This window comes from Bradyrhizobium sp. AZCC 2289, from assembly GCF_036924615.1.
Classification (GTDB): Bacteria; Pseudomonadota; Alphaproteobacteria; order Rhizobiales; family Xanthobacteraceae; genus Bradyrhizobium.
In genome coordinates this window covers 9,845,050-9,871,886 of the sequence record NZ_JAZHRY010000001.1, presented here as the reverse complement: position 1 = coordinate 9,871,886, position 26,837 = coordinate 9,845,050, and the positions used below count along the sequence as shown (strand labels likewise).

Genomic DNA, 26,837 nt, shown 5'->3' with positions numbered 1-26,837 from the left:
TGTTACGCCGCCGCCGCCACGCGTAAGTGATCGGCGATCCAGCGATCGAGATCGGCAAGCGCGCGGGCGCTCATCGCCTGCTTCTTGGCGACCGTCTTCTCGTTGCCCCGCAGCCGCGTGCCGTCGGGCTTTTTGGTCGGAGGCGTGGCGAGCGGCGGAAACAGGCCGAAATTGATGTTCATCGGCTGGAACGAGCGCGGCCCGGCGTCGACGGTCTCGATGTGGCCGCCGGTGATGTGGCCGAGCAGCGAGCCCAATGCCGTGGTCGATGGCGGCGGTGCAAGTTGCTGCGCACGGGCGTTGGCGGCGGCGTAGAGGCCGGCGATCAATCCAATGCTGGCGGATTCCACATAGCCTTCGCAGCCGGTCATCTGTCCGGCAAAGCGCAGCCGCGGCTGGGCGCGAAGGCGCAATTGCTGATCTAAAAGCTTCGGCGAATTAAGAAAAGTGTTGCGATGCAGGCCGCCGAGCCGGGCGAATTCGGCGTGCTCGAGGCCTGGAATGGTACGGAATACGCGCTGCTGCGCGCCGTGCTTCAGCTTGGTCTGGAAGCCGACGATATTGTAGAGCGTGCCGAGCTTGTTATCCTGGCGCAGCTGCACGATGGCGTAGGGCTTTACGGTCGGATCCCTGGGGTTGGTCAGCCCGACCGGCTTCATCGGTCCATGCCGTAGCGTCTCGCGCCCGCGTTCGGCCATCACCTCGACCGGCAGGCAGCCGTCGAAATAGGGCGTACTGGTCTCCCAGTCCTTGAAATCGACCTTCTCGCCGGCCAGCAGCGCGTCGACGAAAGCGTCGTACTGCTCTTTCGTCATCGGACAGTTGATGTAATCGGCGCCGGAACCGCCGGGCCCAACCTTGTCGTAGCGCGACTGAAACCACGCCACCGACATGTCGATGGATTCCTTGTGCACGATCGGCGCGATCGCATCGAAGAACGCCAGCGCGTTCTCGTCGGTGAGTTGGCGGACCGCGTCCGCCAGTGGCGCTGAGGTGAGGGGGCCGGTGGCTACGATGACATTGTCCCATTCGGCGGGCGGCAGGCCGGCGATTTCGGCGCGGTCGATCTCGATCAGGGGATGATCCCCGAGCGCCTTGGTGACGGCGGCGGAAAAACCGTCGCGGTCGACCGCCAGCGCCCCGCCGGCCGGCACCTGGTTGGCGTCGGCGGCGCGCATGATCAGCGAGCCCAGCCGGCGCATTTCGGCGTGCAGCAGGCCGACCGCATTGTTGGCGGCGTCATCGGAGCGGAACGAATTGGAGCAGACGAGTTCGGCAAGGCCCTCGGTGCGATGCGCCTCGGTCATCCGGTGCGGACGCATCTCATGCAGGACCACGGCAATGCCGGCATTGGCGATCTGCCAGGCGGCTTCCGAGCCGGCGAGGCCGGCGCCGATCACGTGCAGGGTTTGGGTTGGGGATTTTTGAGCGGTCATGGGCGGAGGGTTAGCGCGTTTTCTCGCCAAGTGCACCTGCGCCAACCGCAGCGAAGCTTATTCTGACGCGTTTTCTTTACGCGAACCGGTGCTCACCCGGATCAAGCCGGGGCAGGCTTTCGCTCGAAAACGCCGCCCTGGATACGACAACGCCCGCAGCGAGGCGGGCGTTATCCGTCAACAGGCAGCTGACGAGCGATCAGCCGTTATAGTTCCCGGCTGCAACGCGCGGAATGTCCGAGCGATCAAGGCCGATATCGGCCAGTTCGCGATCGCTGAGCTGGGACAATTCGCTGACATTGCGCTGATAGTCCCGGAACGCCTGGATCATGCGGATGAGCGAGAGCAACATGGTAGTCTCCTTGTAGTTTCGATTCAGCCTTTGGAGGAAAGCCTCATCGTTGAAATGAATATAGGGCGGCATACCGCATTGCAGAAGTTCCAATGTTGCGGTGCAGCTAAGTCCAAAACGCATAGCGTCGGTAAGGATCGATTAACCTTTCGGCATAGCTGCCCGATTGATCGGCCGAGGGCCCGATCTCAATCCCAATAAGACGGAAAAGGCCCGTATAATCGCGGTATCGTTGCAATCGCGACTACAACGATTACCGAACGAATAAGTGATTATTCGATAGCCGAAAATCAAGTTCGCGCCAGCCGGATGCCCATGCACCGTCTCGCTGGTCAGGGGATTTGATGAAAACTGCATGCGTGATTCGCATGCAGTTTTTGCTATAATAATGAATATAAAATCATTTCTTTCCAGCCGACTGCGCCCTAGGTTCCGCGAGTATTCCTCCAGGTGTTTTTCATCCCATCGAGTCAATCCGGAACCGGACCATCGTAACTGCAGAAATATTTCCACGGTGCATCGTCCTCGCTGATGATTGGGTTGGAGCGCCGGCGGCGATGGCGTTCGCAGCAAATCGATCTCCGCGGGTCGGCGCCGCGCCGCGCGTGACGTGCTGATAATTTTTTGTGTGCGCTTACGAAGCGCATGAACAGCGCGCGCTCTGCAAGGGGGGCCGATCTATCAGTGCGTGCGATCGACTCGCGACGCCCGCGATTCCTTACCAACGCGTAATGAAAAAGCGCCGTTGCGCATGCGGCTTTGCGCGCGGCGCCGATCACATTTCTATCGCATGAAATTCATTCCGGAACGGTGCCGGGATCAGCGAAAAATGATTTCGCAGATTCCGGCAATGACGCCGTTGTCTGTGCAAGAAAAACAGAAAATGGAAAGTAACATGCTCAATAAATTACTCGGAGCGGCCGCAATGGTCGCCGTTGCTTACGCAGTCGTTCCCGCCAACGCTGCCAAGATGGGTGGCGGCTGCAGCGGCCCGAACCTCGCCAAAACCGAATCCATGATCGACACGATGGCTGATGGTGAAGGCAAGATCATGGCCCAAAAGGAAATCGCGATGGCGCAGGACGCGATGCTCAACGGCAAGATGGGTGCATGCGGCATGCACCTGAGCAAGGCGATGCACGCCGGCATGGCGAAGTAATCCGTCGCACGCGAAGGGGCCGGTTGCTTTGCGATCGGCCCTCTCATTGGTCTGATTGTTTAGGGCGCGTGCGCGAGTTGGGTCGCGAAATAGCCGATGGTCCTGGCATAGACCTCGCTCTTGTTCCATTGCTGGATCACCGCGAAATTGGCACTTCCGGGCTCCCAGTTCTTGCCGCGCTGCCAGCCGTAGCTGGCGAGAAAATTCGCGGTCGATGCCAGCACATCGGGCGCACTCCGCAGCAAATCGCGGCGGCCATTGCCGTCGAAATCGACTGCATATTTTATGTAGGACGAGGGCATGAACTGGGTCTGGCCGATTTCACCGGCCCATGCGCCGCGCATTTCCTGCGGCGCGAGATCGCCGCGTTCGACAATACGCAAGGCGTCCATCAATTCGGCCTTGAACATGTCGGAGCGCCGGCAGTCATAAGCCAACGTCGCCAGCGAACGCATGGTCGGGAATTTCCCGGTGTTGACGCCGAAATCGGTTTCCAGGCCCCAGATTGCCACCAGCACTTCGGCCGGCACGCCATAGCTCTGTTCGATGCGCGCAAGCACCGAGCCATACTGCTTGAGCATGTTGGACCCGCGGGCAAGCCGGGGCGGGACCATGCGGCCGGAAAACTGTTCGAAGGTCTGATTGAACACCGCCTGTGAATGGTCGCGCGCCAGGATGGCCTTGTCGAGGGTCACGCCGGTCAGGCCGGCTTGAATCGCGGGCTGCGATATTCCCTTGGATGCGGCTTCCTTCTTGAAGTCCTCGAGCCAGGCTTCGAATGTACCGGTGCCGCAGGGCGCCGCAAGCGCCGGCGCCGCCGAGGCCGCGAACAACGCACCCAGCGCAAAAGCGCCGAGGGAAAAGCGAGAGGTCATTTGGTCGTTCACTCCGAAGTCGATTCGCTATCGACGTTAGTATCGGAACCAGACCAAATGTTCGCGGCAACCGCGGCCAAAACAAGGCTTCCAGCTCCACGTCACCGCAGCGAATGCGCCGCCGGCCTCGACGCCCAATTCGTAGGCAGCCTGATTGGATCAGGATCGGCGCATGCCAAACCGCCGGTTTACAATCAACCGGCAGTCTGCCTGAGAGCGCGCCTAAGGCTCATGCGCCACCCTTGCGCCGCCACGGAAACAGGTTAGCCGGGAAATCTGCGGCTGGCTTACGTTCGCGCGGCGGGCGCGGCGGCAGCGGCTGTGGATTGAGCTCGGGCTCAATCACTTCCCGGTAGAGATGCCAGGTGGCGTGGCCAAGCAGCGGAATCACGATCGCGAGGCCAAGGAAGAACGGCAGCGATCCCGCAACCAGCAGCACCGCGACGATCAGCCCCCAGACGGCCATCGGCCATGGATTTTTGGCGACCGCACGAAGCGACGTCACCATGGCATCGCCCGCGCCGGCATGCCGATCGAGCATCAGCGGGAACGAAACGACGCTGATACAAAGCGCGACCAGCGCGAACAGAAAGCCGACGCCGCAGCCCGCCACGATCAGCCACCAGCCCTGCGGCGTGGTGAGCACGCGCTCTGCAAAATCCGGAATTCCCGCCGCGGTCTCGTAACCGAATGCGGCGATGTAAATGGCTTGGGCGGTGGCGATCCAGGTCACGAACAGGGCAAACAAGAGCACGCCGAGCCCGAGCATCGCGCCGAATGAGGGTGACCGGAGCACGTCGATCGCGTTCCACGCGGACGCTTCTTCTCCGTTCTCGCGACGGCGGCTCAATTCATAAAGGCCGAGTGCTGCAAACGGGCCGAGCAGGGCGAATCCGGCGGCCAGCGGAAACAGCAGCGGCAGCACGGCATAACCCAGCACCGTGCGCGCGATCACCAATCCGAGCACGGGGTAGATCACGCACAGGATGACGGCGTGGCTTGGCACCGCCTTGAAATCCTCCCAGCCGAGCTGCAAGGCGCGGTGCAGATCGGAGAGGCCGATGGTTCGGATGACTGGCGCAGCCGCGGCATCTTGTCCGGTCTGCGTCAGTGATGTGACATTGCCTTGAATTTGAGTGGCCATGGTCGTCGTCTCCCTTCGGCGGTCGCATTTTGCGCGCGCGAGAGGCGCACAAACGTGCCGTTTCTCGAATTGATCACGATCAGGCCAGACGCGAAGACAGGAAAGTGGAACGGGCCATGTCGCGAACTGAGTGAACAGCGTACTCCCAAACCGGGACAGAAGCACTCACGCTTCGGTGAATGTCGCATTGGCAAGTCTCGCCCGGCTGGGTAAACTCGAAACGCGATACCGGTCAGGCTGCCGGTCAAAAAGTGCCGCAAGAGAATCACTCCATCTTCAAGTCCACTGGGAGCGAATGATGAGCATTTTCGGAAAAATCATGAGCGCGATCTTCGGCAGCGCGCCTACCGCAGCGCCCGCTGGCGGCGGTGCGGCGGCAGCACCTGCTGGCGGATCCACCGGAGGATCGCCGTCCGCGGCACCGGCGGCAGCACCTGCGCAAACCGTCGACGTTGCTCCCATCCTGGACAAGGCGGTGGCCGCCAAGGGCGAGAAGCTGGAATGGCGCACCTCGATCGTCGACCTGATGAAGGCGCTTGACATCGATTCGAGCTTTGCCGCGCGCAAGGAGCTGGCCAAGGAGCTCGGCTACACCGGCGACAGCAACGATTCCGCGAGCATGAACATCTGGCTGCACAAGCAGGTGATGACGAAGCTCGCCGCAAACGGCGGCAAGCTGCCGCCGGAAATCAAGCATTGAGATCATCGCCTTGAGTGCGTTAAAGGCCCGCGACGCCGCGGGCTTTTTCGTGCAAGCCGTCCTTGTGTCGAACCGGAACAATGAAATGAAAAGGGAGAATACCCATGAACAGGATTGACCGCAGAACCATCCTCGCGTCGGGCGCGCTGGCGCTGGCAGGCGCCACGGCACAAAGCCGGCCTGCCGGAGCACAAGCCGGCCCGAAGGCGATGTTTCCGGTTCCGGCGACGACCGTCCCGATCGTCGGCGAGACCGATGTGTTTCAGGTCCGCCGCATCTATTGCATCGGGCGCAATTATGCCGCGCACGCGATAGAGCGCGGCTCCGATCCGACCCGCGAGCCGCCGTTCTTCTTCCAGAAGCCAACCGACGCGATCCAGAACGTGGCGGTCGGCACCGTCGCCGATCATCCCTATCCATCGCTGACCAAGAACTATCACCATGAGGTCGAGCTGGTGGCCGCGCTGAAATCGGGCGGCGCCAATATTCCAGCCGAGAAAGCGCTCGAGCATGTCTACGGCTACGCGCTCGGTCTCGATATGACCCGGCGCGACCTGCAAAACGGCATGGCCGCGGAAAAGAAGCCCTGGGAAATCGGCAAGAGTTTTGACCATGCCGCCGTGATCGGCCCGATCCACCCCGCGACCAGGACCGGCCATTCACCAAGGGCGCGATCTCGCTTGCGATCAACGGCACCGTCAAGCAGAGCTCGGACCTGCAGAACATGATCTGGAGCGTGTCCGAGCAGATCGCCAAATTGTCCGAAGCGTTCGAGCTGAAGGCCGGCGACATCATCTATTCCGGCACGCCGGAAAATGTCGGTCCGGTCGTGAAGGGCGATGTGCTGTTGTGCAAGCTCGAAGGCCTGCCGGATATGTCGATCAGGATTACGTAAATACCTCAGCGTCATTCCGGGTCCGTGCTGGTGCGCGCCCCGGAATGACGGCGGTCGTGCTGGATTACGCGGTCAGATCCGCAAACTCCGGATGCTTTCGCAGATAATCCACCACGAAGCCGCAGCCGGCGATCACCTTGCGTCCGTCGGCGCGGATCAGTTCCAGTGCGCCCTTGACCAGTTCGGAAGCGATGCCGCGGCCGCGCAGCGCGCGCGGGGTTTCGGTGTGGGTGATGATGACTGCAGCCGGCGTCAGGCGGTAATTCGCAAATGCCACGGTACCTTCGACGTCGAGTTCGAAGCGGTTTTGGGTCTTGTTGTCGCGGACGGATTCGGTCGCCATGGCCTTGCTTTCGGTGAGAGGTCTTCTTCATTCATCTAGGAGCCCGTCCAGATAGGCGTTGCGATGGGCATTGTTGCAGGTTAGCCGGCTGAGGCTGCGTTTGCGAGGGTGAACAGCTTCAGGAGGTTGTGGGTGGTGCAGATGATGGCCCATTCGGCCCGCACTTTCTCTACGCCCCGCAACAGGAACTGGCGGAAGCCGCGCGCCTGTTTGATCTGTCCGAACACCGGTTCCACTACTTGCTTTCTCAATCGGTAGGGTGTTTCGAAGCCGCCGTCGTCGATCTTCTTTCGCATCCGTTGGGTCAGCGGTCCGCCGATTTTTCCGTTCGCTGCTGTCGGGTGCTTGGCGCGTCCGGGCGCGACATAGCCGTCAACGCCGTGTGCTTCGAGCGCTTCGAGATTGGATTCGCTGCAGTAGCCGGAGTCCGCCGAGGCCTGCTCCGGCTTGCGGCCGAGATTGTTCTCGATGGCAACGATCAGGGGCACCAGCTGGCCCTTATCGTTGCCGCACTGCGTCAGTTCGTGCGCGACAATGATCTGGGCGCCTGCGTCGACGGCGGCCTGGGCATTGTAGGCCTGAACGAAGCCATCCTTCGACTTCATGATGCGGCTTTCCGGATCGGTGAAGTTGCGTTGCGACTTGGGATCAGGTTGGTCCGATGGCGGCGCCGCCGGTTTGCCCGGCTTCTTGCGGCCTTCGACTTGGCGCTGCTGTTCCTTTTCGACCTCGATGCGACGCTCTTCCTCCGCCGCCAGCTTGGCATCCGCCTCCAGCGCCGCCATCGCCTGCTGGATCTTCGCCAGCCGTTTCTGCTTGTCGCCGGCCCAATCCGGCATCTCGTCGCCGCGCTTGTCCTTACCGAAAGTCTCGTCTTCCTCGGCATCCGCCGCCTCGGCGGCCGCCAGCATGCGAGCGACCTCGGCTTTCAATTCCGCCTCGCGTTTCTTCATGCGCTCATAACTCATCGCTTTATGTTTCGACGCGTTCGCTTTGATCTTCGTGCCATCAAGCGCGACATGGCCGAGTTTGACCAACCCTGCCGTCTCGCACAACTTCAGAACCTGCAGAAACAGCGCGCCGAGCGCCTTCAAATGCCGCTTGCGGAAGTCGCTGATCGTGCGAAAATCCGGCGGATCGAGCGCCACAATCATCACAAAATCATTCCGTTCGCGGCAGGCCTTCGCGATCCGCCGCGACGAATACAGCCCACTCGCATAGCCGTGCAGCAGAAGCGCCGCCATCATGCGCGGGTCAAACGGCGGCTGCCCGAGCCCGCTCACATAGCTGCCCGTGATCTCCTTGAGATCGAGGCTCTCCCGCACCAGTTCAACGATAAACCGCGAGACATGGCCTTTCGGCACGAAGTCCTGCACATTCGGCGGCAGAAGCAGCGTCTGATCGATATTCCAGGGGCGAAAATACTTGCTCATAGCCCAAGGTTGAATCAGACTCGCTCAGAATTGAACAGCCGCTATTCGGACAGGCTCCTAGGCTTTCGAACCCGCCAGGGCAAACCCGCGACCAAAGGGAAATCGGCCGCATGGATTGCCTGAATGCGTTTTTTTACCTGCCTGACCGCATCGCTCGTGGGCGCAGCCCTGACATTCGCGCACCCGTCTGCCGCATCCGCAGAAGGCGACCAGACCAGGAACGAGCAGCTCTGGCAGAGCTGCATCGGTGCCACCACCACGGCCGAAGACAGGGTGACGGCCTGCAGTGCCGTGATCGACGGCAAGACGGAGACCGGCAGCAAGCTCGCCGGCGCCTATTGCAACCTTGGCTACGGCCTCACCGAACAGCGCCAGCTCGATGCCGCGCTGGCCGACCTCAATGAGGCGATCCGGATCGATTCGGCCTATCCCTGCGCTTACACCAATCGCGGCCGCGTCTACGCCTTCAAGCGCGATTTCGACCACGCCATGGCCGATTATGACGAGGCGATCCGCATCGATCCGACGTTTGCGCTGGCCTACAACAACCGCGGCGACGCCTGGTTGGGCAAGGGCGACCTCGACCGCGCGCTGGCCGACTTCAACGCCGCCATCAAATACAACCCATCGCTCGCCATCGCCTATGGCAATCGCGGCTACGCCTATCAGCGCAAGCGCGACACCGTCCATGCGCTCGCCGATTACACCATGCAGATCAAGCTCAGGCCCGACGCGCTTGCCTACATCAACCGCGGCAATGTCTACCGCGATACCGAGCAGCTCGATCGCGCCGCCGCCGACTATGGCGAGGCGGCCAGGATCGCGCCGACCGATGCCCGCGGCTGGCGCAATCGCGGAATGATCCGGCTGTACCAAGGCGACAACAAGGGCGGTCTTGCCGACTACGACAAGGCGCTGCAATACGATCCGGCCGACGCCTATTCGTGGAACAACCGCGCCCAGGCCAAGCTGCGGCTTGGTGACAAGGCCGGCGCGATTGCGGATTTTCGCAAAGCGCTGGAGATCAGCCCCGGCCTGCGCACCGCGCGCGACGGGCTGCAGCAGCTCGGCGCCGCGCAATAGACGGCAAAATCGCGGCCGGCGGGCCTTGCAAGCGGTCACACTTTACCTACGTCTTCTGAAGACATACGCCCCCGAAGCGGCCGGATGGTCGTTTGATATCGGAGTGTCATGATCGCCGGCTGCTGACGTATGCCTCTTTTCAAAGGGAGGTCTACCATGTCGGATTTTCGCTTCTTCAGTACGCATCGACCGTGGGAGGACTGGTTCGGCATGCTGCTTGGCGTGCTGATCCTGATCTCGCCATGGTTTCCGGTGCAGGCCAGCCAAGAGATCGTCGATGCCGAACGTAGCCACATGATCCTCAATGCGTTTGTGGTCGGCATGCTGGTCTTTGGTGTCGCCCAACTCGAATATGTCGCACTGCAGCGGTGGGAGGAGGGGGCGGCTATCGTGCTCGGCCTGTGGCTGATCGCTTCACCCTTCATCTTCGGCTATTCCGCCGACACCATGCTCCGGTTTTGGCACGCGACGCTGGGCGGATTGGTGGTTTTGCTGGGTGCGCTGCAGCTATGGCAGGACTGGCGCCTGAGCGATCAGGAACTCGCCAGGCATTCGCAGTAGCACCTTGCGACGGGCCTGCCGGTTGGCTGTTGACCGGCAGGTCGTCCGTTGACTGAACATCCGCTAGTTCTTGAGCGACCCCGTGAGCATGTCGCGGATCGACCATGGTTCGCCGTCGCTGCTACCCTTGATATCGTCGATCTTCCAGTCGCCGGCGTCGCGCACGAAGTCGTATCGCACGGTCTGATCGGCGGGCTTGCGCGTCGGGGTGTTGCGGCCGGCGATGGTGACGGCGATCACGGCCTTTTCCGCCTCCAGGCTTGTAGCCACCACCTTGAACGATTTGACGTCCGGCTCCTGCGAGTTTGTGACGGGATCAAAGTCCACAGGGCCGACGTCGCCCTTCGGGGTGTGGGCATCGGCCTTCGCCCATAATTCGACCAGCGATTTCGACAAATATTTTGCCTTTGCCGCCTTGTTCTCGATCACGAACGCGCCGCCGCCATCGCCTTTGCCCTTGGCCGCGCGGGTGTAGATGGCGGTGACGATGGCAACGGGATCGCTCGCTGCGGGCGGTGCCGCCAATGCCCGGCGTGCCGAAACGTTGGCGAATAGCCCGGCGGTTGCGGTGAAAATCAGTTGTCGACGGCTAACCATGGAGTCCTCAAATCGGGTGCGTGCTTATGGACGGGGATGCGTGCCTGCATCATGGTGATAGCAGCGAATCCGTCGCCGGGAGGCTGCCATGGCCAATGAAAAGGGCCCCAACATCAAGAAGAAGCAGAAATGCAAGAATTGCGAGGGCAAGGGCCTCCTGAAGAAGGGCGACAAGGTGGTGAAGTGCCAGCGCTGCAAAGGGACCGGGCTGCGCTAGACGCTGTCCGGCGAGGTCATGCGGGCGCTACTTCTTCGCCCGGCGCTTCGTTGTTTTTCTGGCCTTCGCGGTTTTCCTCGCTTTCCTGGCTGGCGCCTTTTTCTTCTTCGGCAATGGCTTCGGTTTGGTCGGATGCTTCGCCCGGTCGATCATGAACGAGCGGAACTGCTCCACCGCAAGCTGCGCTTCATCCCTCGGCGTGCGCGCCGCTGACCGCGTCATCATTGCCGTGCGGACGCTCGGCTCGCTGATTTGCGCTGCAAGATGATGCCCGAGTTCGATCATCGATCTCTGATTGTCCGATAGCTCGGTGCTTTCCGGCGTCGCGTGCAGCGTCGGGATGTTCGATTTCGGCAACAGATTGTAGGTCTGCCGCGGCGTGTTGCGGAGATATTTGGCGAACGTATTTGTGCTGGCCGAACCAACGCGATCGCCGAGCAGATTTGTCAGGTTCCACTTGTCGAGCAGGAATTTCAGCAGGCTGGTGTGATCGAAGGTATCGTTGATGACGCCCTGATCCAGCCACGGCGACAGCAGGATGGTGGGCACGCGCAGGCCGAGCCTGTCGAACTTGAAGCCGGTGGCGTCGGTGCGATTGTCGGGGCGTACCGCGGCCGGCGGATCGACGTGGTCGTAGAAGCCGCCGTGCTCATCGTAGGTGATGACCAGCAGCGAGCGTTGCCAGAGCGCATCGTTGCCGCGCAGCGCATTGTAGACATCCCAGATCAGCTGTTCGCCGCGAAACACATCTGACAGCGGGTGCTGATCGTTTTGCGAGACCTTGTCCCACGGAAACGTCCCGTAATTCGGCTCGATGAAACAGTACTGCGGGAATTCCGTCTCAGCACCCTGAGCGGCGAGATAAAAGTACCGCATCGGGTCGACCCAGGGCACGTGCTTCAGAACAAGCGTCTGCGACACATCGCCGTCGCCGTAATAGATTTTCCAGGAGATGCCGTTGTCGCCGAGCAGATCATACAGCGTCCACTGGTCCCAATTATTGCCGATGCTGTTGGTGGTGTAGCCGAGCGAGGTCCCGGTGTGCACGAAGACGCGGTTGGGCCATGTCGGCCCCGGCATCGACGAAAACCAGCGGTCGCAAACCGTGTACTGCTTGGCCAGCGTATGCAGATTGGGAAGTACGCCGTCGTCATAGTAGCCCATGATCTCCTGGCGCTGCATCCAGTCGGTCGCGGGGTAGGTGGTGGCGAAATCGGTTACGAAGCCGAGGTTCGGACCCTTCTGCTGGTTGGCCACATTCGGGTACTCGTGCATCGGATCGGGCGTAACGGCGCGCGCGATCGTCGGCTGCATGACGTGCCGGATCGGCGGCTTCGGTGTCGGACTGGTATCGTCATTCCAGTGATTGGCCGCGGTGCCCTTGATGCCGCCGCCGCCAATCCGTTCCGGAAATAAAGCGCCGAGCATCCGGTCGAAGGAGTTGTTCTCCAGCATCAAGACGATGATGTGGTCGAGCGATGCCATGGATGCCTCCCTGTCGCCGGTTATCGACAAGGCTAATGCGCCGATCCCGGAAGCACAACTGAAAATGGTTGTGGTGGTGCGGGCACTACTTCGACAATGACCGCGTATGCGCGCATCACGGCGACGTCATTCGCGTTCGAAATGCCGCCGCGAACCGGGGTTCCGGCGGCCCTTGCCGAACCCGGCGCGATGACGATAAACCAGAGCCGGGAAACCCGGTTTGGGCGCGCTCAACAAGCCCCGTTTGAGAAGAGGAAACATCCATGAAACTCGTGCTGACGTCGCTCGGCATCGTCCTGCTTGTTGTGGCCGCGGTCTATTTCGTGCTGCCGGCCGACCAGTTGCCGAGCTTCTTTCCCGGCCATGAGGCGGGCGTGACGCGGATGCACACCAAGCACGGGATTGTCGCGGGCGTGGCCGGTCTGGTGCTGCTGGCGGCCGGCGTCTGGATGGGACGCAAATGAGCGGCGGGCCCGCCGTCACCGCGGCGGCGCCGCGCGGCGGCCTGGCGCGGATGTCGTGCCGGGTGATGAATCTCGCATATCTCGTCACCCAGAACGCGCGCCGGCACGGCGACCGCATTGGCTTCGTCTGGGGCGAGCGTTCCTGGAGTTGGCGTGAGATCGACAGCCTGGTTTCGGCTTTGGCGGCGGCGCTGGCTGCACGCGGCATCGTCAAGGGTGACCGCATCCTGGTTCATTCCAGGAATTGCGACGAGATGTTCTGGTCGATGTTCGCGGCGTTCCGGCTCGGCGCGGTCTGGGTCCCGACCAATTTCCGCCTGATGCCGGACGAGGTCGCCTATCTCGCTACCGCCTCCGGTGCGAAGGCGTTTTTGTGCCATGGCGATTTTCCCGATCACGCTGCAGGGGTCGCCAACCCCGCGCTCGAATTCATCTGGCGGATCGGCGAGGGCGCGTTCGGCGAGCAATCCGTCAGCGAAGCGATTGCGGCGCAGGCGGGCGCCAAGGCCGCAAACACCGCGGTCGACTACGACGATCCCTGCTGGTTCTTCTTCACCTCGGGCACCACCGGGCGCTCCAAGGCGGCGGTGCTGACCCATGGCCAGATGGCCTTCGTGGTCACCAACCATCTTGCCGACCTGATGCCCGGCACCACCGAGCAGGACGCGTCGCTGGTGGTGGCGCCGCTGTCGCATGGCGCCGGCGTGCATCAGCTGGTGCAGGCCGCGCGCGGCGTGCCGACCATTCTGCTGCCATCGGAAAAATTCGATATCGCCGAGGCGTTCCGGCTGATCGAGAAACACCGCGTCAGCAACATTTTTACGGTGCCGACGATTTTGAAGATGATGGTCGAGCATCCCGCGGTTGACAAATACGATCACTCCTCGCTGCGCTTCATCATCTATGCCGGCGCGCCGATGTACCGCGAGGACCAGAAGGCCGCGCTGAACAAGCTCGGCGCGGTGCTGGTGCAATATTTCGGCCTTGGCGAAGTCACCGGCAATATCACGGTGCTGCCTCCCGGCTTGCACGATCCCGAGGACGGCCCGCATGCGCGGATCGGCACCTGCGGCTTCGAGCGCACGGGCATGCAGGTCTCGATCCAGGGCGACGACGGCCGCGAACTGAAGCCGTTCGAGACCGGCGAGATCTGCGTGATCGGCCCCGCCGTGTTCGCCGGCTACTACGACAACCCCGAGGCCAACGCAAAAGCGTTTCGCGACGGCTGGTTCCGCACCGGCGATCTCGGCCACATGGACGACGAGGGTTTTGTCTACATCACCGGACGTGCCTCCGATATGTACATCTCCGGCGGCTCCAACATCTATCCGCGGGAGGTCGAGGAGAAGATCTTGACCCATCCCGCGGTCGGCGAGGTCGCGGTGCTCGGCGTGCCCGATCCGTTCTGGGGCGAGGTCGGCGTCGCCGTTTGCGTCGCGCGCGAGGGCACCACTCCCGTGAGCGAAGCCGAACTGGCGGCGTTCCTGTCGCCAAAGGTGCCGCGCTACAAGATGCCAAAGCGGTTTTTCTTCTGGGACGCATTGCCGAAATCCGGTTACGGCAAGGTGCCGAAGCGGTTGATCCGCGACGAGCTGGAAGCGCGCGGGCTTTTGGATGTCGTCGCCAAATCGACGGGCACGTGAGCGATGCGCAGCATCGCCCAGCCCGGGCCGCCCGCCACCGAGCGCATCCAGTGGGTCGAGGCGCGCGGTCGCGCCTTCTCGTTCACGCTTGAAGCCGGCATCCCGCTGCTGGAAGCCGCGCGCCGCGGCTTTGCGGCAGCCGGATTTGGCGGCGGCGTGCTGAGCGCCAAAGGTGGGGCGCTCGGCCCGTTTGCCTATGTGATGCCGGCGCTGTCCAAGGACGGCGCCAACGCGGCGTTCTACAGCGACACCTTCCGGCCCGACGGCGTCACCCGGCTGAAGCTCGCAGCAATGACGCTTGGCCAACGCGACGGCGCGCCGTTCTTCCATTGCCACGGTCTGTGGACGGAGCAAGACGGACGCGTCAATGGCGGGCATATGCTGCCGGAGGGGACGTTTGTCGCCGAGCCGTTCGAGGTGAACGCCTTCGGTCTCGACGGCGCGGTCTTCACCGCCGAGCCCGATAGCGAGACGAACTTCAAATTGTTTGGACCGGTGGCGAGCGCGATGACGGATGCGAAAACGACCAGCCGCGCCTTCGCGCTGCGGCTGCGCCCGAACCAGGACTTTGCCTGCAGCCTGGAAACGTTTTGCCGCCGGCACGGCGTCATCCACGCGCGGCTGCATGGCGGGGTCGGCTCGACCATCGGCGCCTGCTTCACCGATGGCCACACCGTCGTGCCGTTCGCGACCGAACTTGCGGTTCGTTCCGGCAGCGTCGCGCCGGGCCCCGATGGCACGCTGCACGCAGATCTCGATATCGCGCTGGTCGATTACCTCGGCGGCATCGCCGAGGGAAAACTGATACGCGGCGACAATCCGGTGCTGATGACGATGGAATTGGTGCTGGAAGTGCTGGGCGAGGAGGGACGGTAGTACCCACATAGGATCGTCATTGCGAGCGAAGCGAAGCAATCCATCTTACCGCTTGCGGAGACATGGATTGCTTCGTCGCTGACGCTCCTCGCAATGACGGCAAGATACACCTTCGCGTTCTCGCGGCGCGATACGCCCGAGCTTTGCATCTTCGATGTCCCTCCGAGAGAACAGAGGGCGCAGGGAAGACCGGGTGCGCGCTGCACCCGCGGTCTCGTGTGCAAGGTTGCACAAAGAAATGCGCACACGAGCATACAGGTTCAGCGGAAACACTCCGGCCTTCCCCGCGCAATGGTTTTACGGCTTATAGCGCGCTCTCCCCGGTGACCGGCTTTCTTGCCACCGTCACTTGCGGATCGCTCCACAAGCTTGACGCCAGCATCGGGGCGCCAGGACCACACGACTTCGCCGTCCGCATCAGCCGCGCTCGTCAGTCGCAGCATCTACGTCCACCGCATCCCACCGCGCGTTTCGTGACGATCGCGAGCCGCCCCTCTTGTCGGGTGAGACGCGCGGAGAAAGGCCACTGATTTGCCCGACGCGACAAGCGGAATATTTTCATAGTGGAGGCTTGACAGGCCAAGGACTGATTTGCCCGTCGGGCAAAAAAACACCCTTTTTTGGCCTTTTGAGTTCACTAGTTCTCGATTTGTTCTTGAATTGCGCCCCGTTTCAGCTATTGGTTGAGTGGCCTTTTCGGTGACTGACGAGCGCATGGCGAGACGAAGCCGAACGATCAATCTGCCGGCGCCGTACCTGAAGCGCATCTGGCTCGAGCCATCGCGCGTCACCGACCGCGAGGCCTATCCATTCTGCCTGCCGCTGTTGCGCGACGATTTCGAACTGAGTTTCGACAGGGCGATCACGATCATCGTCGGCGAGAACGGCACCGGGAAATCCACGCTTCTGGAAGGGATCGCGGTGCTCGCCGGCTATGATGAAGCCGGCGGCGGCAAGGGTTATATGCCGGTCGACCATTCCCAGGCGACCGAGGTGATGGGTGGCCGGCTTTCGAATGCACTCCGTGCAAGCTGGTTGCCGAAGATTACCAACGGCTGGTTCTTCCGCGCCGAGAGCTTCTTTTCCGTCGCAAGATATCTGGACCTGGCGGCGCGCGAAGTCGGTCAGCGAGGACCCGACTTCCTCTCGCATTCCCACGGCGAAGGCTTTCTGCGCTTCTTCGAAGAGCGCTGCCAGCGGCAGGGCATCTTCATCTTCGACGAACCGGAATCCGCGCTGTCGCCGTCGCGCCAGATGGAGTTTTTGAAGCTGATGCGGCGGATGGACAGCATCGGCCACTGCCAGATCATCATGGCCACGCATTCGCCAATGCTGATGGCCTATCCCAACGCGCGGCTGCTGCGGCTGACGAAATACGGGCTGGAGCCGGTGACGGTGAAGGAGACCGATCACTACAAGGTCATGCGGGAGTTTTGCGATGACCCGGCGGGGTTTGTGGAGGCGGCGATAGCGGAGTGAGGCGTCGGGCGTAACCGCTGACAAGCTGCGTTTCATCTGATATCTTGGGATCGAAGGTGCCGAATGTCCGACCTCCTGACACGAATTACGATAGACCCTGACCGCATGCATGGCCGCCCATGCATTCGCGGCCTACGTATTACCGTTGCGGATATTCTGGGCTTGCTGTCGGTTGGCCAGTCGCGAGAGGCGATCCTGCGAGAGTACCCATATCTCGAGAGCGAGGATATCGACGCGGCGCTGGCCTTTGCCGCCCGCCAGGCAGACCACCCCATCATCGCGGCGGAATAGGTCTTGCTCTTTCTCGTCGACGCTCAGCTTCCGCCCTCGCTGGTAGAGGCTCTGAGCGGCGCCGGCTGTGCGGCCGTGCACGTTGCCGACATCGACCTCGTGACCGCGACTGACCAGCAGATTTGGGATGAAGCCGTTTCGCGCTCAGCCGTCCTGGTGACCAAAGATCGGGACTTCTCGCTTCTCCGCGCGGCGAAGAGCGACGGTCCTGTGATCTTGTGGATTAGGGTCGGCAACACGGACAACCGAAGCTTGATCGCGAAGATATTGCGCTCCTTGCCGGAAATAACCGCTGCCGTCGAACGAGGTGAAACGGTTATTGAGCTTGTTGGACTCCAGGCCGTAGGGCGGCAACAGCGAAGCGTGTGACGACCGTGCGGCCGAGCGAAAGAGGCGGAACACGCACCGCTATTCCGCCCTTGCAATAGCAAAACCGGTTATCGTTGGCGCGTTCCTAATCCAGACAGCGAGGCTGGCCATGGTGAAACCATTTCCGTCGAAGACCCACATCGGCAACCACATGCTGCATCCTGAAACGCTGATGCTGAACTACGGCTACGATCCGCAACTGTCGGAAGGGGCTGTCAAATCGCCGGTCTTTCTGACCTCGACCTTCGTGTTCAGGACCGCCGAAGACGGACAGGATTTTTTCGATTTCGTCTCGGGTCGGCGCGAGCCTCCCGAAGGGATGGGCGCGGGCCTCGTGTATTCGCGGTTCAATCACCCCAACAGCGAGATCGTCGAGGACAGGCTCGCCGTCTACGAGCGCGCCGAAAAATGCGCGCTGTTCTCGTCCGGCATGGCGGCGATTGCGACCACGATCCTCGCGTTCGTCCGCCCTGGCGACGTCATTCTGCACTCCCAACCGCTCTATGGCGGGACGGAAACCCTGCTCGCGAAGACGCTGGCGGGCCTCTCGATCGGCGCCGTGGGCTTTGCCGACGGCATCGACGAAGCCGCCGTCGAGCTGGCGGGGGACGAGGCCATGCAAAAGGGGCGGGTTGCGATGATTCTCATCGAAACCCCGGCAAATCCGACCAACGGACTCGTTGATATCGCGCTTGTCCGCCGCATCGCCGACAATATCGGCGAGGCGCAGGACCACGTGCCGATCGTCGCGTGTGACAATACGTTGCTCGGGCCGGTGTTTCAGCGGCCGATCGAACACGGCGCGGATCTTTCGTTGTACTCCCTGACCAAATATATCGGCGGTCATTCCGACCTGATCGCGGGCGCAGCGCTCGGCTCAAAGGCCATCATGAAGGATATCAAGGCGCTGCGAGGCGCCATCGGTACCCAACTGGATCCCCATTCCTGCTGGATGATCAGTCGGTCGCTCGAAACCCTGAGCATCCGCATGGAAAAGGCCGACACAAACGCACGGCTCGTGGCGGATTTTTTGCGCGATCATGCCAAAGTGGCAAAAGTCCATTACCTTCCTCACCACGACGCGGCGTCGCCCGCCGGCCGTCTGTTCGCGCGGCAGTGCACCGGTGCGGGCTCCACATTCTCGTTCGACATTGTCGGCGGTCAGGCCGCCGCCTTCAAATTCCTGAATGCGCTGCAAATCTTCAAGCTGGCGGTGAGCCTGGGCGGCACCGAATCGCTTGCCAGCCTGCCCGCCAGCATGACCCATTCCGGCGTTCCCGCTGACGTCCGCCGGAAAATAGGTATCCTCGACTCCACGGTCCGGCTGTCGATCGGCATCGAACACCCGTCCGATCTGATCGCGGATATTGCGCAGGCGCTCAACGCGGCGTAGCGGCAATCGCTGCGCTATTCCGCCCTACGAGCCGAACGCGTGTTTTTGCACCGCAGCGAACCGGACGTTCCGCGCATGCCCGCGCTCGTTCGTGCTATAATGCCGGGGGAACAGGAGAACCACAGGGAGGACGCCATGCATCATACCCTGGTGCCCAGCGATCGCGTCGAGCACGCGTGCGTTTTTGGGCTGGACGGCACAAAGCTCGGTACGATCGAGCGCCTGATGCTCGACAAGGTGAGCGGAACGGTTGCCTACGCGGTGATAAAAACCGGCGGGCTGCTCGCCACCCACCACCATTATCCGGTGCGGTGGGACGCACTCAGGTTTGATCCCAGGAGTCAGGGCTACCAAACCGACGTGACGTTGGAGGACCTGCGCGAAGGCCCATGCGAGATCGATGATGACACCTTCGACTGGGGCGACCGCTCGCGCCCGCACCCGCACTACTGGACGGTTTAGGGGCCGTAGGGCGCAATAGCGCAGCGAATTGAGCTGCACGTGCAGACGACGAAAGAGGCGGAATTCGCTGCGCGGTTTCGCCCTACGAGTTGCATGGACACGGGGCATCCCGCGGAGCCGCTGACAAACTTCGTTCGATCTGATATCCTGGACAAAAGATCGGATCGAAGGACCGCCATGTCACACGAACGAATTGAAGTCAGCCCGCGCATCATGGACGGCAAGCCGGTCGTTCGCGGTACGCGCATTCCGGTGGAGCTTGTTTTGCGCAAGCTAGGTGCCGGTATGTCGCCCGAGGCGATCCTCGCGGATCACCCGCGGCTGACGCGTGATGATATCCAGGCCGCGCAGGCGTTTGCCGCCGACTATCTCGCCGACGAAGACATCGTTTACGGCTAACAGGTGCGTTGGCTCGCGGACGAATGCGTCGCGGCGTCGTTGGTCGCATTTCTGCGCACGCAAGCCCACGATGTGCTCTACGTCGCGGAAGCTGCGGCTGGTTTGAGCGACGCGGACGTCATCGCGCTCGCGCTGCACGAGAAACGGCTCCTGCTAACCGAGGACAAGGATTTTGGTGATCTTGTCTTTCGCAGGGAGCGCACGGTCCCCGGTGTGGTCTTGATGCGTATCGGCTCCGAAAATCCCGTACTGAAGTCAACGCGTTTGGCGGCGGCGATCGAGCGATATGGCGAAGGGCTTTTTGGCCGCTACACGGTGATTGAGGAAGGACGCTTCCGGTCGCGTCATCTGTGGAGTGAGAGGTAGGACCGCAGTCGTAGGGCGCAATAGCGCAGCGTATTGCGCCCTCAGAGTTATTTCTCGAGAAAACTTCGTAGATGGCTCTCCACAAAGTAGTGCGGACGCCAGCCTTTTCCCAATCGTTCGACCAAGAATGTATCGATGGCGCCAGTCATCGCACTCGATCCAGGTGCAAAATAGTCAGCAAGCATGCCTGCGCTGGTGAACAATCCGAAGCGCATCATTTTTGCCGGCAAAGACTCCAACCAATCAACTCTCGCCTTTTCACGAAGCATTTCAGTGACCAAATTAGCATCTGGATTTTGCTCTCGTAACCACTTTTGAAAGGCACTGGCCTTTTGCATCAACTTGATAAAATCCTCGGGGCTACGCTCACCTGTGTTAATGACTTCGCGAATGCTCGGCACCGCCACGGAGATAAAGTCGTAAATCTGTCTCTTGCTCTCATCGGGAGCAAATCGAACGCCGAAGCTTCGTTGCAACATCATGCTGGTAATTGCTTCGTTCTTTTCGCTGCCGACGAACGCTGCGTTGTAACGGGCGGCAAGACCAATATCGAACCTGGCGTCGCTAATAGCCGGGAATAGATTGTTGGGACCGAATGAAGCCCTCTCGCTCTCCGGCAAAAAGCGGCGCAAATGATTGAAATCAATGTCAGTCGCGATTCCAAACTTGAATGAATCCAGCGGAAGTACGTCGAGCCGAGAAAACTTGATCTCTTCCTCAGGAATTCCATAATTCACTAGAGATATCCGCGCAACTTCCCTTGCTATGTATGGATCGCAGATGTCTTTGCGGCCAAGTGTAGGCACATCATGGTCATCAAGATCGTGAAAAGAGATAAGATCGGCTAGTCGACGAAAATACGCTCTTGCCTTGCCCTTATCTCCAAACGTTCTTTGAAGTTGCTGTTCAAGCAGTTCAGGATTACGCATGTTCGGGCGCTTCTGATCGCCACCTATTCTAACTATAGTAAAGAAGTGCTCGCTTATCCCATTAGTGTTGTTTGAGTGTAGGACGGGAGCCTGCGGCGAGTAATTCGCAGTCAAATAGCCTTCCCTAAGAGTCTGTCCGGGATCATGCTGTTTTTTGACAGAGCTTTCTGAGCATGAGGCGGATTGAGGCAAGGCGCAAGAACGCCAAGGCCTTTCGGTTGAGGCACTCCCAATCCTTGGCCAAGCGGCGACAGCGATTGAGCCAGGCGATGGTGCGCTCGACGATCCATCGCTTGGGCAAGACCGCAAAGCCCTTTGCTGTATCGGAACGCTTGACGATTTCCACGTCGATTTGCCGGAGGATTTTGCGAACGGCGGACTGAAAGATCGGCCCCTGATAGCCGCCGTCGGCATAGAGCTTCAGCAGGAATGGATGCAGGCCAAACAGTGTGGCCATCACCAGCACCCCGCCGTCACGATCCTGGATGTCCGCCGAATGTACAAGGGCGTGGAGCAATAAGCCCTGGGTATCGACTAGGATGTGGCGCTTCTTGCCCTTGATCTTCTTTCCCGCATCGTAGCCATGCGGGTCAATCCACGCCCCCCTTTTTCCGCGCTCTTGACGCTTTGACTGTCGATGATGGCGGCGCTCGGGCTGGGTTCTCGGTTGGCCAACTCCCGACATTGTACATAGAGCGCGTGATGGATGCGATCGAGCGTGCCGTCCCAAGTCCACAAGTCAAAATAACCGTGCACCGTGCTGCGCGGCGGCAGATCCTTCGGGATCGCTCGCCATTGGCAACCGCTGCTCAGCACATACATCAGACCATTGACCACCTCACGCACATCCACCGTGCGCTTGTTTCCGCCTCGCTTGGCTGACGCAATCAGCGGCTCCACCAACGCCCATTCCTCATCGGTCAAATCGCTGGGATAGCGTAGCCGGCTGCGGTCGTAACGACCGCGGTTCTCTTTCGTCCACATCGGCGCTCCTTCAGATTCGGACCGCCTCCCTTGAATCACAAATGATTCCGATGATTCAACATGTTTTCGGACAGACACTAACATTACAGTTGTCGTTTTTTGAAGTGGGCCCGTTGGGCGGCGGCCTGGTGAGTTCTGCGCCAGAGTGACCATGCGATGATGTGTGCGGGTTGGATCCGCTTTCGGGCGAGCCTGATGGCGATGCGGCGGACTTCCTGGATTGACCAACGGATCAATGACGGATTGGTGATATTTTGAGTTTTGCCGTGGTTCGGCGTTTCGTTTTTTTGGGCGGCGGCGAATTGGCGCGATGGCGGATCACCGCCATCATGGCGAAGGCGAGCATCACCAGGGAAACGTGGCGATGCCACCCATGCCAGGATCTGCTCTCGTTGTGATCGAGCCCGAACTCGTTTTTCGCGGTCTCAAAGCTGTCCTCGATCGCCCACCGATGGCCTTCGACCGCCACCAGCGTTTCGATGGATGTTCCCGCTGGACACCAGGTGGTGAAGAAGGCGAGATCGCCATCGGCGATACGACGACGGATCAGCAGACCTCGTGTCCAAAGACCATGATTTGCGCTGTAAAATTCTTCGACCTCGAGATCGGCCAATTCGAGATAGCACCAATCGTGCAGCCGCGGTCCTTTGGTTCCGGCCCCTGCCGACAGGCGTTTCCAATCGGACGCGCGCCGCGTCCGAGCGATGTCCGCGGCCTTGCCGGCGACCGATCGCCGCTTGCCCCAGGATTGAAATACATGAGCGCTGCTGACCCCGAGCACGTAGCCTTTGCCTGCCCGGCGTAATTGCTGTTCGATATCGCCAACACCGTAGACAGTATCACCGGCAACCCACTTGAATGGTACAGACGCGGCTATGGCGCGTGCGATCATGCTCGTTGCAAGCTTTGGCTTGGTCGCAAAGCCGGCACCGGGAGGCACATATGCGGCTTCCAGACGATCTGGATCGTCGGTCCATTCCTTCGGAAGATACAGCGCGCGATCGATGAACGCATGACCGTGGCGCGACACGTAGGCGGCGAAGACGCCGATCTGGCAGTTCGTGATCTTGCCGGCGGAACCAGTGTATTGCCGCGCCACCCCGCACGACGCCTTGCCTTGCTTGAGAAAGCCGGTCTCGTCGATCACGAGCACCGCATCGTCATCCGCCAAATGCTCGATGACATAATCGCGGACGATATCGCGCAGACCATCAGCATCCCAATCCCTGCGACCCAGGATCGCCTGTTGCCGCCAAGGACCGGGATCGCCAGCTGCCTCCGCGCGCATCCAACCGGTCTTGCGTTGCTCATCTCCGAGCAGGCTTTCCAGAAACAAGCCTGCATTCCTCGCAACACGATCTTGATTGAACAACGGACGTATCCGTTGCTTGATCTCACGAAGCGACGCCGCCCACAGCGCAAGCGTCTCTTCAATCGACGCTGGCCGCGTCCACGATCTTCGAATCATGGTTGCCCATGGATTCAGAAAACTGCATAAAAGGCAACTGTAGTGCTAAGCATGGTGACGAGAACGTCAAGGAAGTCTGCTTGGACCATTAAGGCCAATGTTCCCATGTCGATTAGCAGATGAGCCTTGCTGAAAAATAATAAAGACTCGCAAAGCGAGCCTTTATCAAATTTTCCATCTCTCGTACTGGGATTACGAAATATGCAATTCCCAAGCATAACTTAGATCTTTCGCGGGTTTGAGAGACAAGGAAAAGTCCTACTTCTCACTCCGCCGCCTCGCTCGCTCCCGCACTCTTCCGCGGCTTCCCTGCCGCCTTCTTCAACACCGGCGCCAAAAACTTCCCCGTATAGCTCCGCGGCGCTTTCACGATATCCTCCGGCGGGCCCCAGGCGACGATTTCGCCGCCGCCGTCGCCGCCTTCGGGGCCTAAGTCGATCACCCAGTCGGCGGTCTTGATGACCTCGAGATTGTGCTCGATCACGACCACCGTGTTGCCCTGCGACACCAGCTCGTGCAGCACCTCCAGCAGCTTTGCAACGTCGTGAAAATGCAGGCCCGTGGTCGGCTCGTCGAGGATGTAGAGCGTGCGGCCGGTGGCGCGCTTTGACAATTCCTTGGCCAGCTTGACGCGCTGGGCTTCGCCGCCGGAGAGCGTCGTGGCCTGCTGGCCGACATGGATGTAATCGAGGCCGACGCGGTGCAGCGTCTTGAACGTCTCGCGGACGCGCGGCACGGCCTTGAAGAAGTCGGCGGCTTCTTCCACGGTCATGTCGAGCACGTCGGCGATGCTCTTGCCCTTGAACAGGACTTCGAGCGTCTCGCGGTTGTAGCGCATGCCCTTGCAGGTGTCGCAGGTGACGTAGACGTCGGGCAGAAAGTGCATCTCGATCTTGATGACGCCGTCGCCCTGGCAGGCCTCGCAGCGGCCGCCCTTGACGTTGAAGGAGAAGCGGCCCGGCTCGTAACCGCGTGCCTTGGCTTCGGGTAGGCCCGCGAACCATTCGCGGATCGGGGTGAACGCGCCGGTATAGGTCGCGGGATTGGAGCGGGGGGTGCGGCCGATCGGCGACTGGTCGATGTCGATGATCTTGTCGATATGCTCCAGCCCCTCGATGCGGTCGTGGGGGGCGGCGCCCTCGCTGGCGTTGTTGAGCTTGCGCGCGATCGCCTTGTAGAGCGTGTCGATCAGGAGCGTCGACTTGCCGCCGCCGGAGACGCCGGTGACGCAGGTGAACAGCCCGAGCGGAATTTCCGCCGAGACGTTTTTCAGATTGTTGCCGCGCGCATTGATGACCTTGATGGTGCGCCGGTGGTTCGGCGGCTTGCGCTCGGGGATCGCGACCGACAATTCGCCGGTGAGATATTTGCCGGTCAGCGACTTCGGATGGCTCATGATCTCGGCGGGCGTGCCCTGCGCGATGATATGGCCGCCATGCATGCCGGCGCCGGGGCCGATGTCGAGCACATGATCCGCCAGGCGAATCGCGTCCTCGTCATGCTCGACCACGATCACGGTATTGCCGAGGTCGCGCAGCCGCTTCAGCGTTTCCAGGAGTCGCGCATTGTCGCGCTGGTGCAGGCCGATCGAGGGCTCGTCCAGCACATAGAGCACGCCGGTCAGCCCTGAGCCGATCTGGGAGGCCAGCCGAATGCGCTGGCTTTCGCCGCCCGACAGTGTGCCGGAGGCGCGCGACAGCGTCAGGTAATTCAGGCCGACGTCGAGCAGGAACGACAGCCGCTCGCGGATCTCCTTCAGGACGCGGGCGGCGATCTCGTTCTGTTGCGCGTTGAGCGATGCCGGCACGCTCTCGAACCATTCGCCGGCGCGGCGCACCGACAATTCAGAGATTTCGCCGATATGTTTTGCCCCGATCTTGACGCACAGGGCCTCCGGCTTCAGCCGGTAGCCGTGGCAGGCCTCGCAGGGAACGTCGGAGAAATACTTTGCCAGCTCCTCGCGCGCCCATTCGCTTTCGGTCTCGCGGTAGCGGCGGTTGAGATTGGTGATGACGCCTTCGAACGGTTTCTTGGTGTCGTAAGAGCGCACCCCGTCTTCATAGGAGAACTTGATCTCGTCGTCGCCGGAGCCGTGCAAGAGGGCGGCCTGCGTCTTCTTCGGCAGGTCCTTCCACTTGGTGTCGAGCGTGAACTTGTAGAATTTGCCGAGCGCGGTCAGCGTCTGGATGTAATAGGGCGAGGACGATTTGGCCCAGGGCGCGATGGCGCCCTTGCGCAAGGTCATCTCCTTGTCGGGGATGACCAGGTCCTCGTCGATATGCTGCTCGACGCCGAGGCCGCCGCAGGCGGGGCAGGCGCCATAGGGGTTGTTGAAGGAAAAGAGTCTGGGCTCGATCTCGGGAATGGTGAAGCCGGAAACCGGGCAGGCGAATTTTTCCGAAAACAAAATCCGCTCCGGCCCACTCTTGTCGTGGATTTTGGCGGTCTTCTTGTCGGATTTCTTCTCGTCGGCCGCGGGCGCATCCGCATATTCGATCACCGCCAGTCCTTCGGCGAGTTTTAGCGCGGTCTCAAAACTTTCCGCCAGGCGCTGGCCGATGTCCGGCCGCACCACGATGCGGTCGACCACGACGTCGATGTCATGCGGAAATTTCTTGTCGAGAACAGGCGCTTCGGCGAGTTCGTAAAACGTGCCGTCGATCTTGACCCGCTGAAACCCCTTCTTGAGATACTCGGCGAGCTCCTTCTTGTACTCGCCCTTGCGGCCGCGCACGACCGGCGCCAGCAGATAGAGCCGGGTGCCTTCGGGCAACGCCAGCACGCGGTCGACCATCTGCGAGACGATCTGGCTTTCGATCGGCAGACCCGTGGCGGGCGAGTAGGGCACGCCGACGCGGGCCCAGAGCAGGCGCATGTAGTCGTAGATCTCGGTGACGGTGCCGACGGTGGAGCGCGGGTTTTTTGATGTGGTTTTCTGCTCGATCGAAATCGCTGGAGACAAGCCGTCGATCTGGTCGACGTCGGGCTTCTGCATCATCTCCAGGAACTGGCGCGCATAGGCTGAGAGCGACTCGACGTAGCGCCGCTGGCCCTCGGCATAGATGGTGTCGAAAGCGAGCGAGGATTTGCCGGAGCCGGACAGGCCGGTGAACACCACGAGCTTGTCGCGGGGGATCTCGACATCGATGTTCTTGAGATTGTGTTCGCGCGCGCCGCGGATCGTGATCGCGCGCGTCGAGGAGGCGTTTTGTTGGCGCTTCGCCCTGAGCACTTCATCCATATCGGCAATTCCAGGCGCGCGTCGGGCGCCGCTTTAGGGCGCGCATCGCGGGAAATCCGCCAACAAGCGCCGATGGGGTGATGCTGGGAACGTAGGAAGAACGCCGGGTGATTTCCAGTGCTCTCGGCGAATCATCAACGGTTTGTTGCGAAGCGGGTTGCGGTGGCGGCACGTGGCAGCAGTTCGGCGGCAT

The 26,837-nt window shown here is 61.2% G+C and carries 26 protein-coding genes and 2 pseudogenes; 16 read left to right on the top strand and 12 right to left on the bottom strand.

The window, feature by feature from the left end; translation table 11 throughout:
- Positions 1–2: 2 nt before the first annotated feature.
- Together trmFO and V1289_RS46430 are read right to left on the bottom strand one after the other, a co-directional pair.
- A complete protein-coding gene (gene trmFO, locus V1289_RS46435) occupies positions 3–1,436 on the bottom strand; it encodes a methylenetetrahydrofolate--tRNA-(uracil(54)-C(5))-methyltransferase (FADH(2)-oxidizing) TrmFO (RefSeq protein ID WP_334406304.1) in 1,434 nt (477 codons plus the stop codon).
- 199 nt (positions 1,437–1,635) lie between these two features.
- Positions 1,636–1,788, bottom strand: a complete 153-nt coding sequence (locus tag V1289_RS46430) for a DUF1127 domain-containing protein (protein ID WP_074278622.1) — start codon at positions 1,786–1,788, stop codon at positions 1,636–1,638.
- Between the two features lie 829 nt (positions 1,789–2,617).
- Here V1289_RS46430 and V1289_RS46425 point away from each other — a divergent pair.
- A complete protein-coding gene (locus tag V1289_RS46425) occupies positions 2,618–2,947 on the top strand; it encodes a hypothetical protein (protein WP_334406302.1) in 330 nt (109 codons plus the stop codon).
- 59 nt (positions 2,948–3,006) lie between these two features.
- Here the strand turns inward: V1289_RS46425 and V1289_RS46420 are convergent, their stop codons facing one another.
- Both V1289_RS46420 and V1289_RS46415 read right to left on the bottom strand, forming a co-directional pair.
- Positions 3,007–3,822, bottom strand: coding sequence for a lytic murein transglycosylase (locus tag V1289_RS46420; protein WP_334406300.1), 816 nt, complete (start codon positions 3,820–3,822; stop codon positions 3,007–3,009).
- A 229-nt stretch (positions 3,823–4,051) separates the two neighbouring features.
- Complete coding sequence (locus V1289_RS46415) at positions 4,052–4,966, bottom strand: DUF2189 domain-containing protein (RefSeq protein ID WP_334406298.1); 915 nt, start codon at positions 4,964–4,966, stop codon at positions 4,052–4,054.
- Positions 4,967–5,264: 298 nt separating this feature from the next.
- Between V1289_RS46415 and V1289_RS46410 the strand changes: the two genes are divergently transcribed.
- Complete coding sequence (locus V1289_RS46410; RefSeq protein ID WP_334406296.1) at positions 5,265–5,666, top strand: DUF3597 domain-containing protein; 402 nt, start codon at positions 5,265–5,267, stop codon at positions 5,664–5,666.
- Between the two features lie 104 nt (positions 5,667–5,770).
- Positions 5,771–6,561 (top strand): annotated as a pseudogene (locus tag V1289_RS46405) (fumarylacetoacetate hydrolase family protein).
- A 64-nt stretch (positions 6,562–6,625) separates the two neighbouring features.
- Here V1289_RS46405 and V1289_RS46400 read toward each other — a convergent pair.
- The gene (locus tag V1289_RS46400; protein ID WP_074276644.1) at positions 6,626–6,904 is read right to left on the bottom strand and encodes a GNAT family N-acetyltransferase; all 279 of its coding nucleotides are present in this window, start codon (positions 6,902–6,904) and stop codon (positions 6,626–6,628) included.
- 80 nt (positions 6,905–6,984) lie between these two features.
- Positions 6,985–8,337, bottom strand: a complete 1,353-nt coding sequence (locus V1289_RS46395) for an IS1182 family transposase (RefSeq protein WP_334406294.1) — start codon at positions 8,335–8,337, stop codon at positions 6,985–6,987.
- Positions 8,338–8,460: 123 nt separating this feature from the next.
- Here V1289_RS46395 and V1289_RS46390 point away from each other — a divergent pair, with 123 nt between their 5' ends.
- Positions 8,461–9,420, top strand: coding sequence for a tetratricopeptide repeat protein (locus V1289_RS46390; RefSeq protein ID WP_334406293.1), 960 nt, complete (start codon positions 8,461–8,463; stop codon positions 9,418–9,420).
- Between the two features lie 156 nt (positions 9,421–9,576).
- Positions 9,577–9,981, top strand: coding sequence for an SPW repeat protein (locus tag V1289_RS46385; RefSeq protein ID WP_334406292.1), 405 nt, complete (start codon positions 9,577–9,579; stop codon positions 9,979–9,981).
- Positions 9,982–10,044: 63 nt separating this feature from the next.
- Here the strand turns inward: V1289_RS46385 and V1289_RS46380 are convergent, their stop codons facing one another.
- Positions 10,045–10,578, bottom strand: a complete 534-nt coding sequence (locus V1289_RS46380; RefSeq protein WP_334406291.1) for a DUF3828 domain-containing protein — start codon at positions 10,576–10,578, stop codon at positions 10,045–10,047.
- Between the two features lie 88 nt (positions 10,579–10,666).
- Here V1289_RS46380 and V1289_RS46375 point away from each other — a divergent pair, with 88 nt between their 5' ends.
- Complete coding sequence (locus V1289_RS46375) at positions 10,667–10,795, top strand: hypothetical protein (RefSeq protein WP_309177009.1); 129 nt, start codon at positions 10,667–10,669, stop codon at positions 10,793–10,795.
- Between the two features lie 27 nt (positions 10,796–10,822).
- On the opposite strand, the gene V1289_RS46370 is transcribed toward V1289_RS46375, so the two are convergent.
- A complete protein-coding gene (locus V1289_RS46370) occupies positions 10,823–12,280 on the bottom strand; it encodes an alkaline phosphatase family protein (RefSeq protein ID WP_334406289.1) in 1,458 nt (485 codons plus the stop codon).
- Positions 12,281–12,543: 263 nt separating this feature from the next.
- Here V1289_RS46370 and V1289_RS46365 point away from each other — a divergent pair, with 263 nt between their 5' ends.
- The 10 genes from V1289_RS46365 (at position 12,544) to V1289_RS46320 (ending at position 20,022) form a co-directional block, all read left to right on the top strand.
- A complete protein-coding gene (locus tag V1289_RS46365) occupies positions 12,544–12,744 on the top strand; it encodes a hypothetical protein (protein ID WP_334406287.1) in 201 nt (66 codons plus the stop codon).
- Positions 12,741–14,387: an acyl-CoA synthetase gene (locus V1289_RS46360; protein ID WP_334406285.1), complete on the top strand. Its 1,647-nt coding sequence runs from the start codon at positions 12,741–12,743 to the stop codon at positions 14,385–14,387. Before V1289_RS46365 ends, V1289_RS46360 begins: the two co-directional genes overlap by 4 nt.
- Before the next feature lie 3 nt (positions 14,388–14,390).
- Positions 14,391–15,263: a PCC domain-containing protein gene (locus V1289_RS46355; RefSeq protein ID WP_334406283.1), complete on the top strand. Its 873-nt coding sequence runs from the start codon at positions 14,391–14,393 to the stop codon at positions 15,261–15,263.
- Between the two features lie 714 nt (positions 15,264–15,977).
- Positions 15,978–16,742 carry an AAA family ATPase gene (locus V1289_RS46350; RefSeq protein ID WP_334406281.1) on the top strand — a complete coding sequence of 255 codons (765 nt, stop codon included), beginning with the start codon at positions 15,978–15,980 and terminating at the stop codon, positions 16,740–16,742.
- Positions 16,743–16,805: 63 nt separating this feature from the next.
- The gene (locus V1289_RS46345; protein ID WP_309177002.1) at positions 16,806–17,033 is read left to right on the top strand and encodes a DUF433 domain-containing protein; all 228 of its coding nucleotides are present in this window, start codon (positions 16,806–16,808) and stop codon (positions 17,031–17,033) included.
- 3 nt (positions 17,034–17,036) lie between these two features.
- On the top strand, positions 17,037–17,402 hold the full coding sequence (locus tag V1289_RS46340; RefSeq protein WP_334406279.1) for a DUF5615 family PIN-like protein: 366 nt from the start codon (positions 17,037–17,039) through the stop codon (positions 17,400–17,402).
- 109 nt (positions 17,403–17,511) lie between these two features.
- Positions 17,512–18,795 (top strand): cystathionine gamma-synthase family protein, encoded by a 1,284-nt coding sequence (locus V1289_RS46335; RefSeq protein WP_334406277.1) that lies wholly within the window; start codon positions 17,512–17,514, stop codon positions 18,793–18,795.
- A 135-nt stretch (positions 18,796–18,930) separates the two neighbouring features.
- Positions 18,931–19,257 carry a PRC-barrel domain-containing protein gene (locus V1289_RS46330; RefSeq protein ID WP_334406275.1) on the top strand — a complete coding sequence of 109 codons (327 nt, stop codon included), beginning with the start codon at positions 18,931–18,933 and terminating at the stop codon, positions 19,255–19,257.
- Positions 19,258–19,434: 177 nt separating this feature from the next.
- Positions 19,435–19,656 carry a DUF433 domain-containing protein gene (locus V1289_RS46325; protein ID WP_334406273.1) on the top strand — a complete coding sequence of 74 codons (222 nt, stop codon included), beginning with the start codon at positions 19,435–19,437 and terminating at the stop codon, positions 19,654–19,656.
- A 3-nt stretch (positions 19,657–19,659) separates the two neighbouring features.
- Complete coding sequence (locus V1289_RS46320) at positions 19,660–20,022, top strand: DUF5615 family PIN-like protein (RefSeq protein ID WP_334406271.1); 363 nt, start codon at positions 19,660–19,662, stop codon at positions 20,020–20,022.
- A gap of 47 nt (positions 20,023–20,069) precedes the next feature.
- On the opposite strand, the gene V1289_RS46315 is transcribed toward V1289_RS46320, so the two are convergent.
- From V1289_RS46315 to uvrA, 4 genes and pseudogenes are all read right to left on the bottom strand, one after another.
- A complete protein-coding gene (locus tag V1289_RS46315; protein ID WP_334406269.1) occupies positions 20,070–20,951 on the bottom strand; it encodes a hypothetical protein in 882 nt (293 codons plus the stop codon).
- Positions 20,952–21,093: 142 nt separating this feature from the next.
- A pseudogene (locus V1289_RS46310) lies at positions 21,094–21,935 on the bottom strand (IS5 family transposase).
- A gap of 232 nt (positions 21,936–22,167) precedes the next feature.
- Positions 22,168–23,403: an IS701 family transposase gene (locus V1289_RS46305; RefSeq protein ID WP_334396467.1), complete on the bottom strand. Its 1,236-nt coding sequence runs from the start codon at positions 23,401–23,403 to the stop codon at positions 22,168–22,170.
- Between the two features lie 265 nt (positions 23,404–23,668).
- Entirely contained in the window at positions 23,669–26,644 is a 2,976-nt protein-coding gene (gene uvrA, locus V1289_RS46300) for an excinuclease ABC subunit UvrA (RefSeq protein WP_334406267.1), read from the bottom strand.
- Between the last annotated feature and the right edge of the window lie 193 nt (positions 26,645–26,837).

What these genes read in the sequence shown, in the direction of transcription:
- V1289_RS46330 (WP_334406275.1), top strand. Translation starts at nt 18,931, where the DNA reads ATGCATCATACCCTGGTGCCCAGCGATCGCGTCGAGCACGCGTGCGTT.
- V1289_RS46385 (WP_334406292.1), top strand. Translation starts at nt 9,577, where the DNA reads ATGTCGGATTTTCGCTTCTTCAGTACGCATCGACCGTGGGAGGACTGG.
- uvrA (WP_334406267.1), bottom strand. Translation starts at nt 26,644, where the DNA reads ATGGATGAAGTGCTCAGGGCGAAGCGCCAACAAAACGCCTCCTCGACG.
- V1289_RS46380 (WP_334406291.1), bottom strand. Translation starts at nt 10,578, where the DNA reads ATGGTTAGCCGTCGACAACTGATTTTCACCGCAACCGCCGGGCTATTC.
- V1289_RS46410 (WP_334406296.1), top strand. Translation starts at nt 5,265, where the DNA reads ATGAGCATTTTCGGAAAAATCATGAGCGCGATCTTCGGCAGCGCGCCT.
- V1289_RS46370 (WP_334406289.1), bottom strand. Translation starts at nt 12,280, where the DNA reads ATGGCATCGCTCGACCACATCATCGTCTTGATGCTGGAGAACAACTCC.
- V1289_RS46350 (WP_334406281.1), top strand. Translation starts at nt 15,978, where the DNA reads ATGGCGAGACGAAGCCGAACGATCAATCTGCCGGCGCCGTACCTGAAG.
- V1289_RS46425 (WP_334406302.1), top strand. Translation starts at nt 2,618, where the DNA reads ATGATTTCGCAGATTCCGGCAATGACGCCGTTGTCTGTGCAAGAAAAA.
- V1289_RS46325 (WP_334406273.1), top strand. Translation starts at nt 19,435, where the DNA reads ATGTCACACGAACGAATTGAAGTCAGCCCGCGCATCATGGACGGCAAG.
- V1289_RS46355 (WP_334406283.1), top strand. Translation starts at nt 14,391, where the DNA reads ATGCGCAGCATCGCCCAGCCCGGGCCGCCCGCCACCGAGCGCATCCAG.
- V1289_RS46345 (WP_309177002.1), top strand. Translation starts at nt 16,806, where the DNA reads ATGTCCGACCTCCTGACACGAATTACGATAGACCCTGACCGCATGCAT.
- V1289_RS46415 (WP_334406298.1), bottom strand. Translation starts at nt 4,966, where the DNA reads ATGGCCACTCAAATTCAAGGCAATGTCACATCACTGACGCAGACCGGA.
- V1289_RS46430 (WP_074278622.1), bottom strand. Translation starts at nt 1,788, where the DNA reads ATGTTGCTCTCGCTCATCCGCATGATCCAGGCGTTCCGGGACTATCAG.
- trmFO (WP_334406304.1), bottom strand. Translation starts at nt 1,436, where the DNA reads ATGACCGCTCAAAAATCCCCAACCCAAACCCTGCACGTGATCGGCGCC.
- V1289_RS46360 (WP_334406285.1), top strand. Translation starts at nt 12,741, where the DNA reads ATGAGCGGCGGGCCCGCCGTCACCGCGGCGGCGCCGCGCGGCGGCCTG.
- V1289_RS46390 (WP_334406293.1), top strand. Translation starts at nt 8,461, where the DNA reads ATGCGTTTTTTTACCTGCCTGACCGCATCGCTCGTGGGCGCAGCCCTG.
- V1289_RS46375 (WP_309177009.1), top strand. Translation starts at nt 10,667, where the DNA reads ATGGCCAATGAAAAGGGCCCCAACATCAAGAAGAAGCAGAAATGCAAG.
- V1289_RS46305 (WP_334396467.1), bottom strand. Translation starts at nt 23,403, where the DNA reads ATGATTCGAAGATCGTGGACGCGGCCAGCGTCGATTGAAGAGACGCTT.
- V1289_RS46420 (WP_334406300.1), bottom strand. Translation starts at nt 3,822, where the DNA reads ATGACCTCTCGCTTTTCCCTCGGCGCTTTTGCGCTGGGTGCGTTGTTC.
- V1289_RS46315 (WP_334406269.1), bottom strand. Translation starts at nt 20,951, where the DNA reads ATGCGTAATCCTGAACTGCTTGAACAGCAACTTCAAAGAACGTTTGGA.
- V1289_RS46365 (WP_334406287.1), top strand. Translation starts at nt 12,544, where the DNA reads ATGAAACTCGTGCTGACGTCGCTCGGCATCGTCCTGCTTGTTGTGGCC.
- V1289_RS46395 (WP_334406294.1), bottom strand. Translation starts at nt 8,337, where the DNA reads ATGAGCAAGTATTTTCGCCCCTGGAATATCGATCAGACGCTGCTTCTG.
- V1289_RS46335 (WP_334406277.1), top strand. Translation starts at nt 17,512, where the DNA reads ATGGTGAAACCATTTCCGTCGAAGACCCACATCGGCAACCACATGCTG.
- V1289_RS46400 (WP_074276644.1), bottom strand. Translation starts at nt 6,904, where the DNA reads ATGGCGACCGAATCCGTCCGCGACAACAAGACCCAAAACCGCTTCGAA.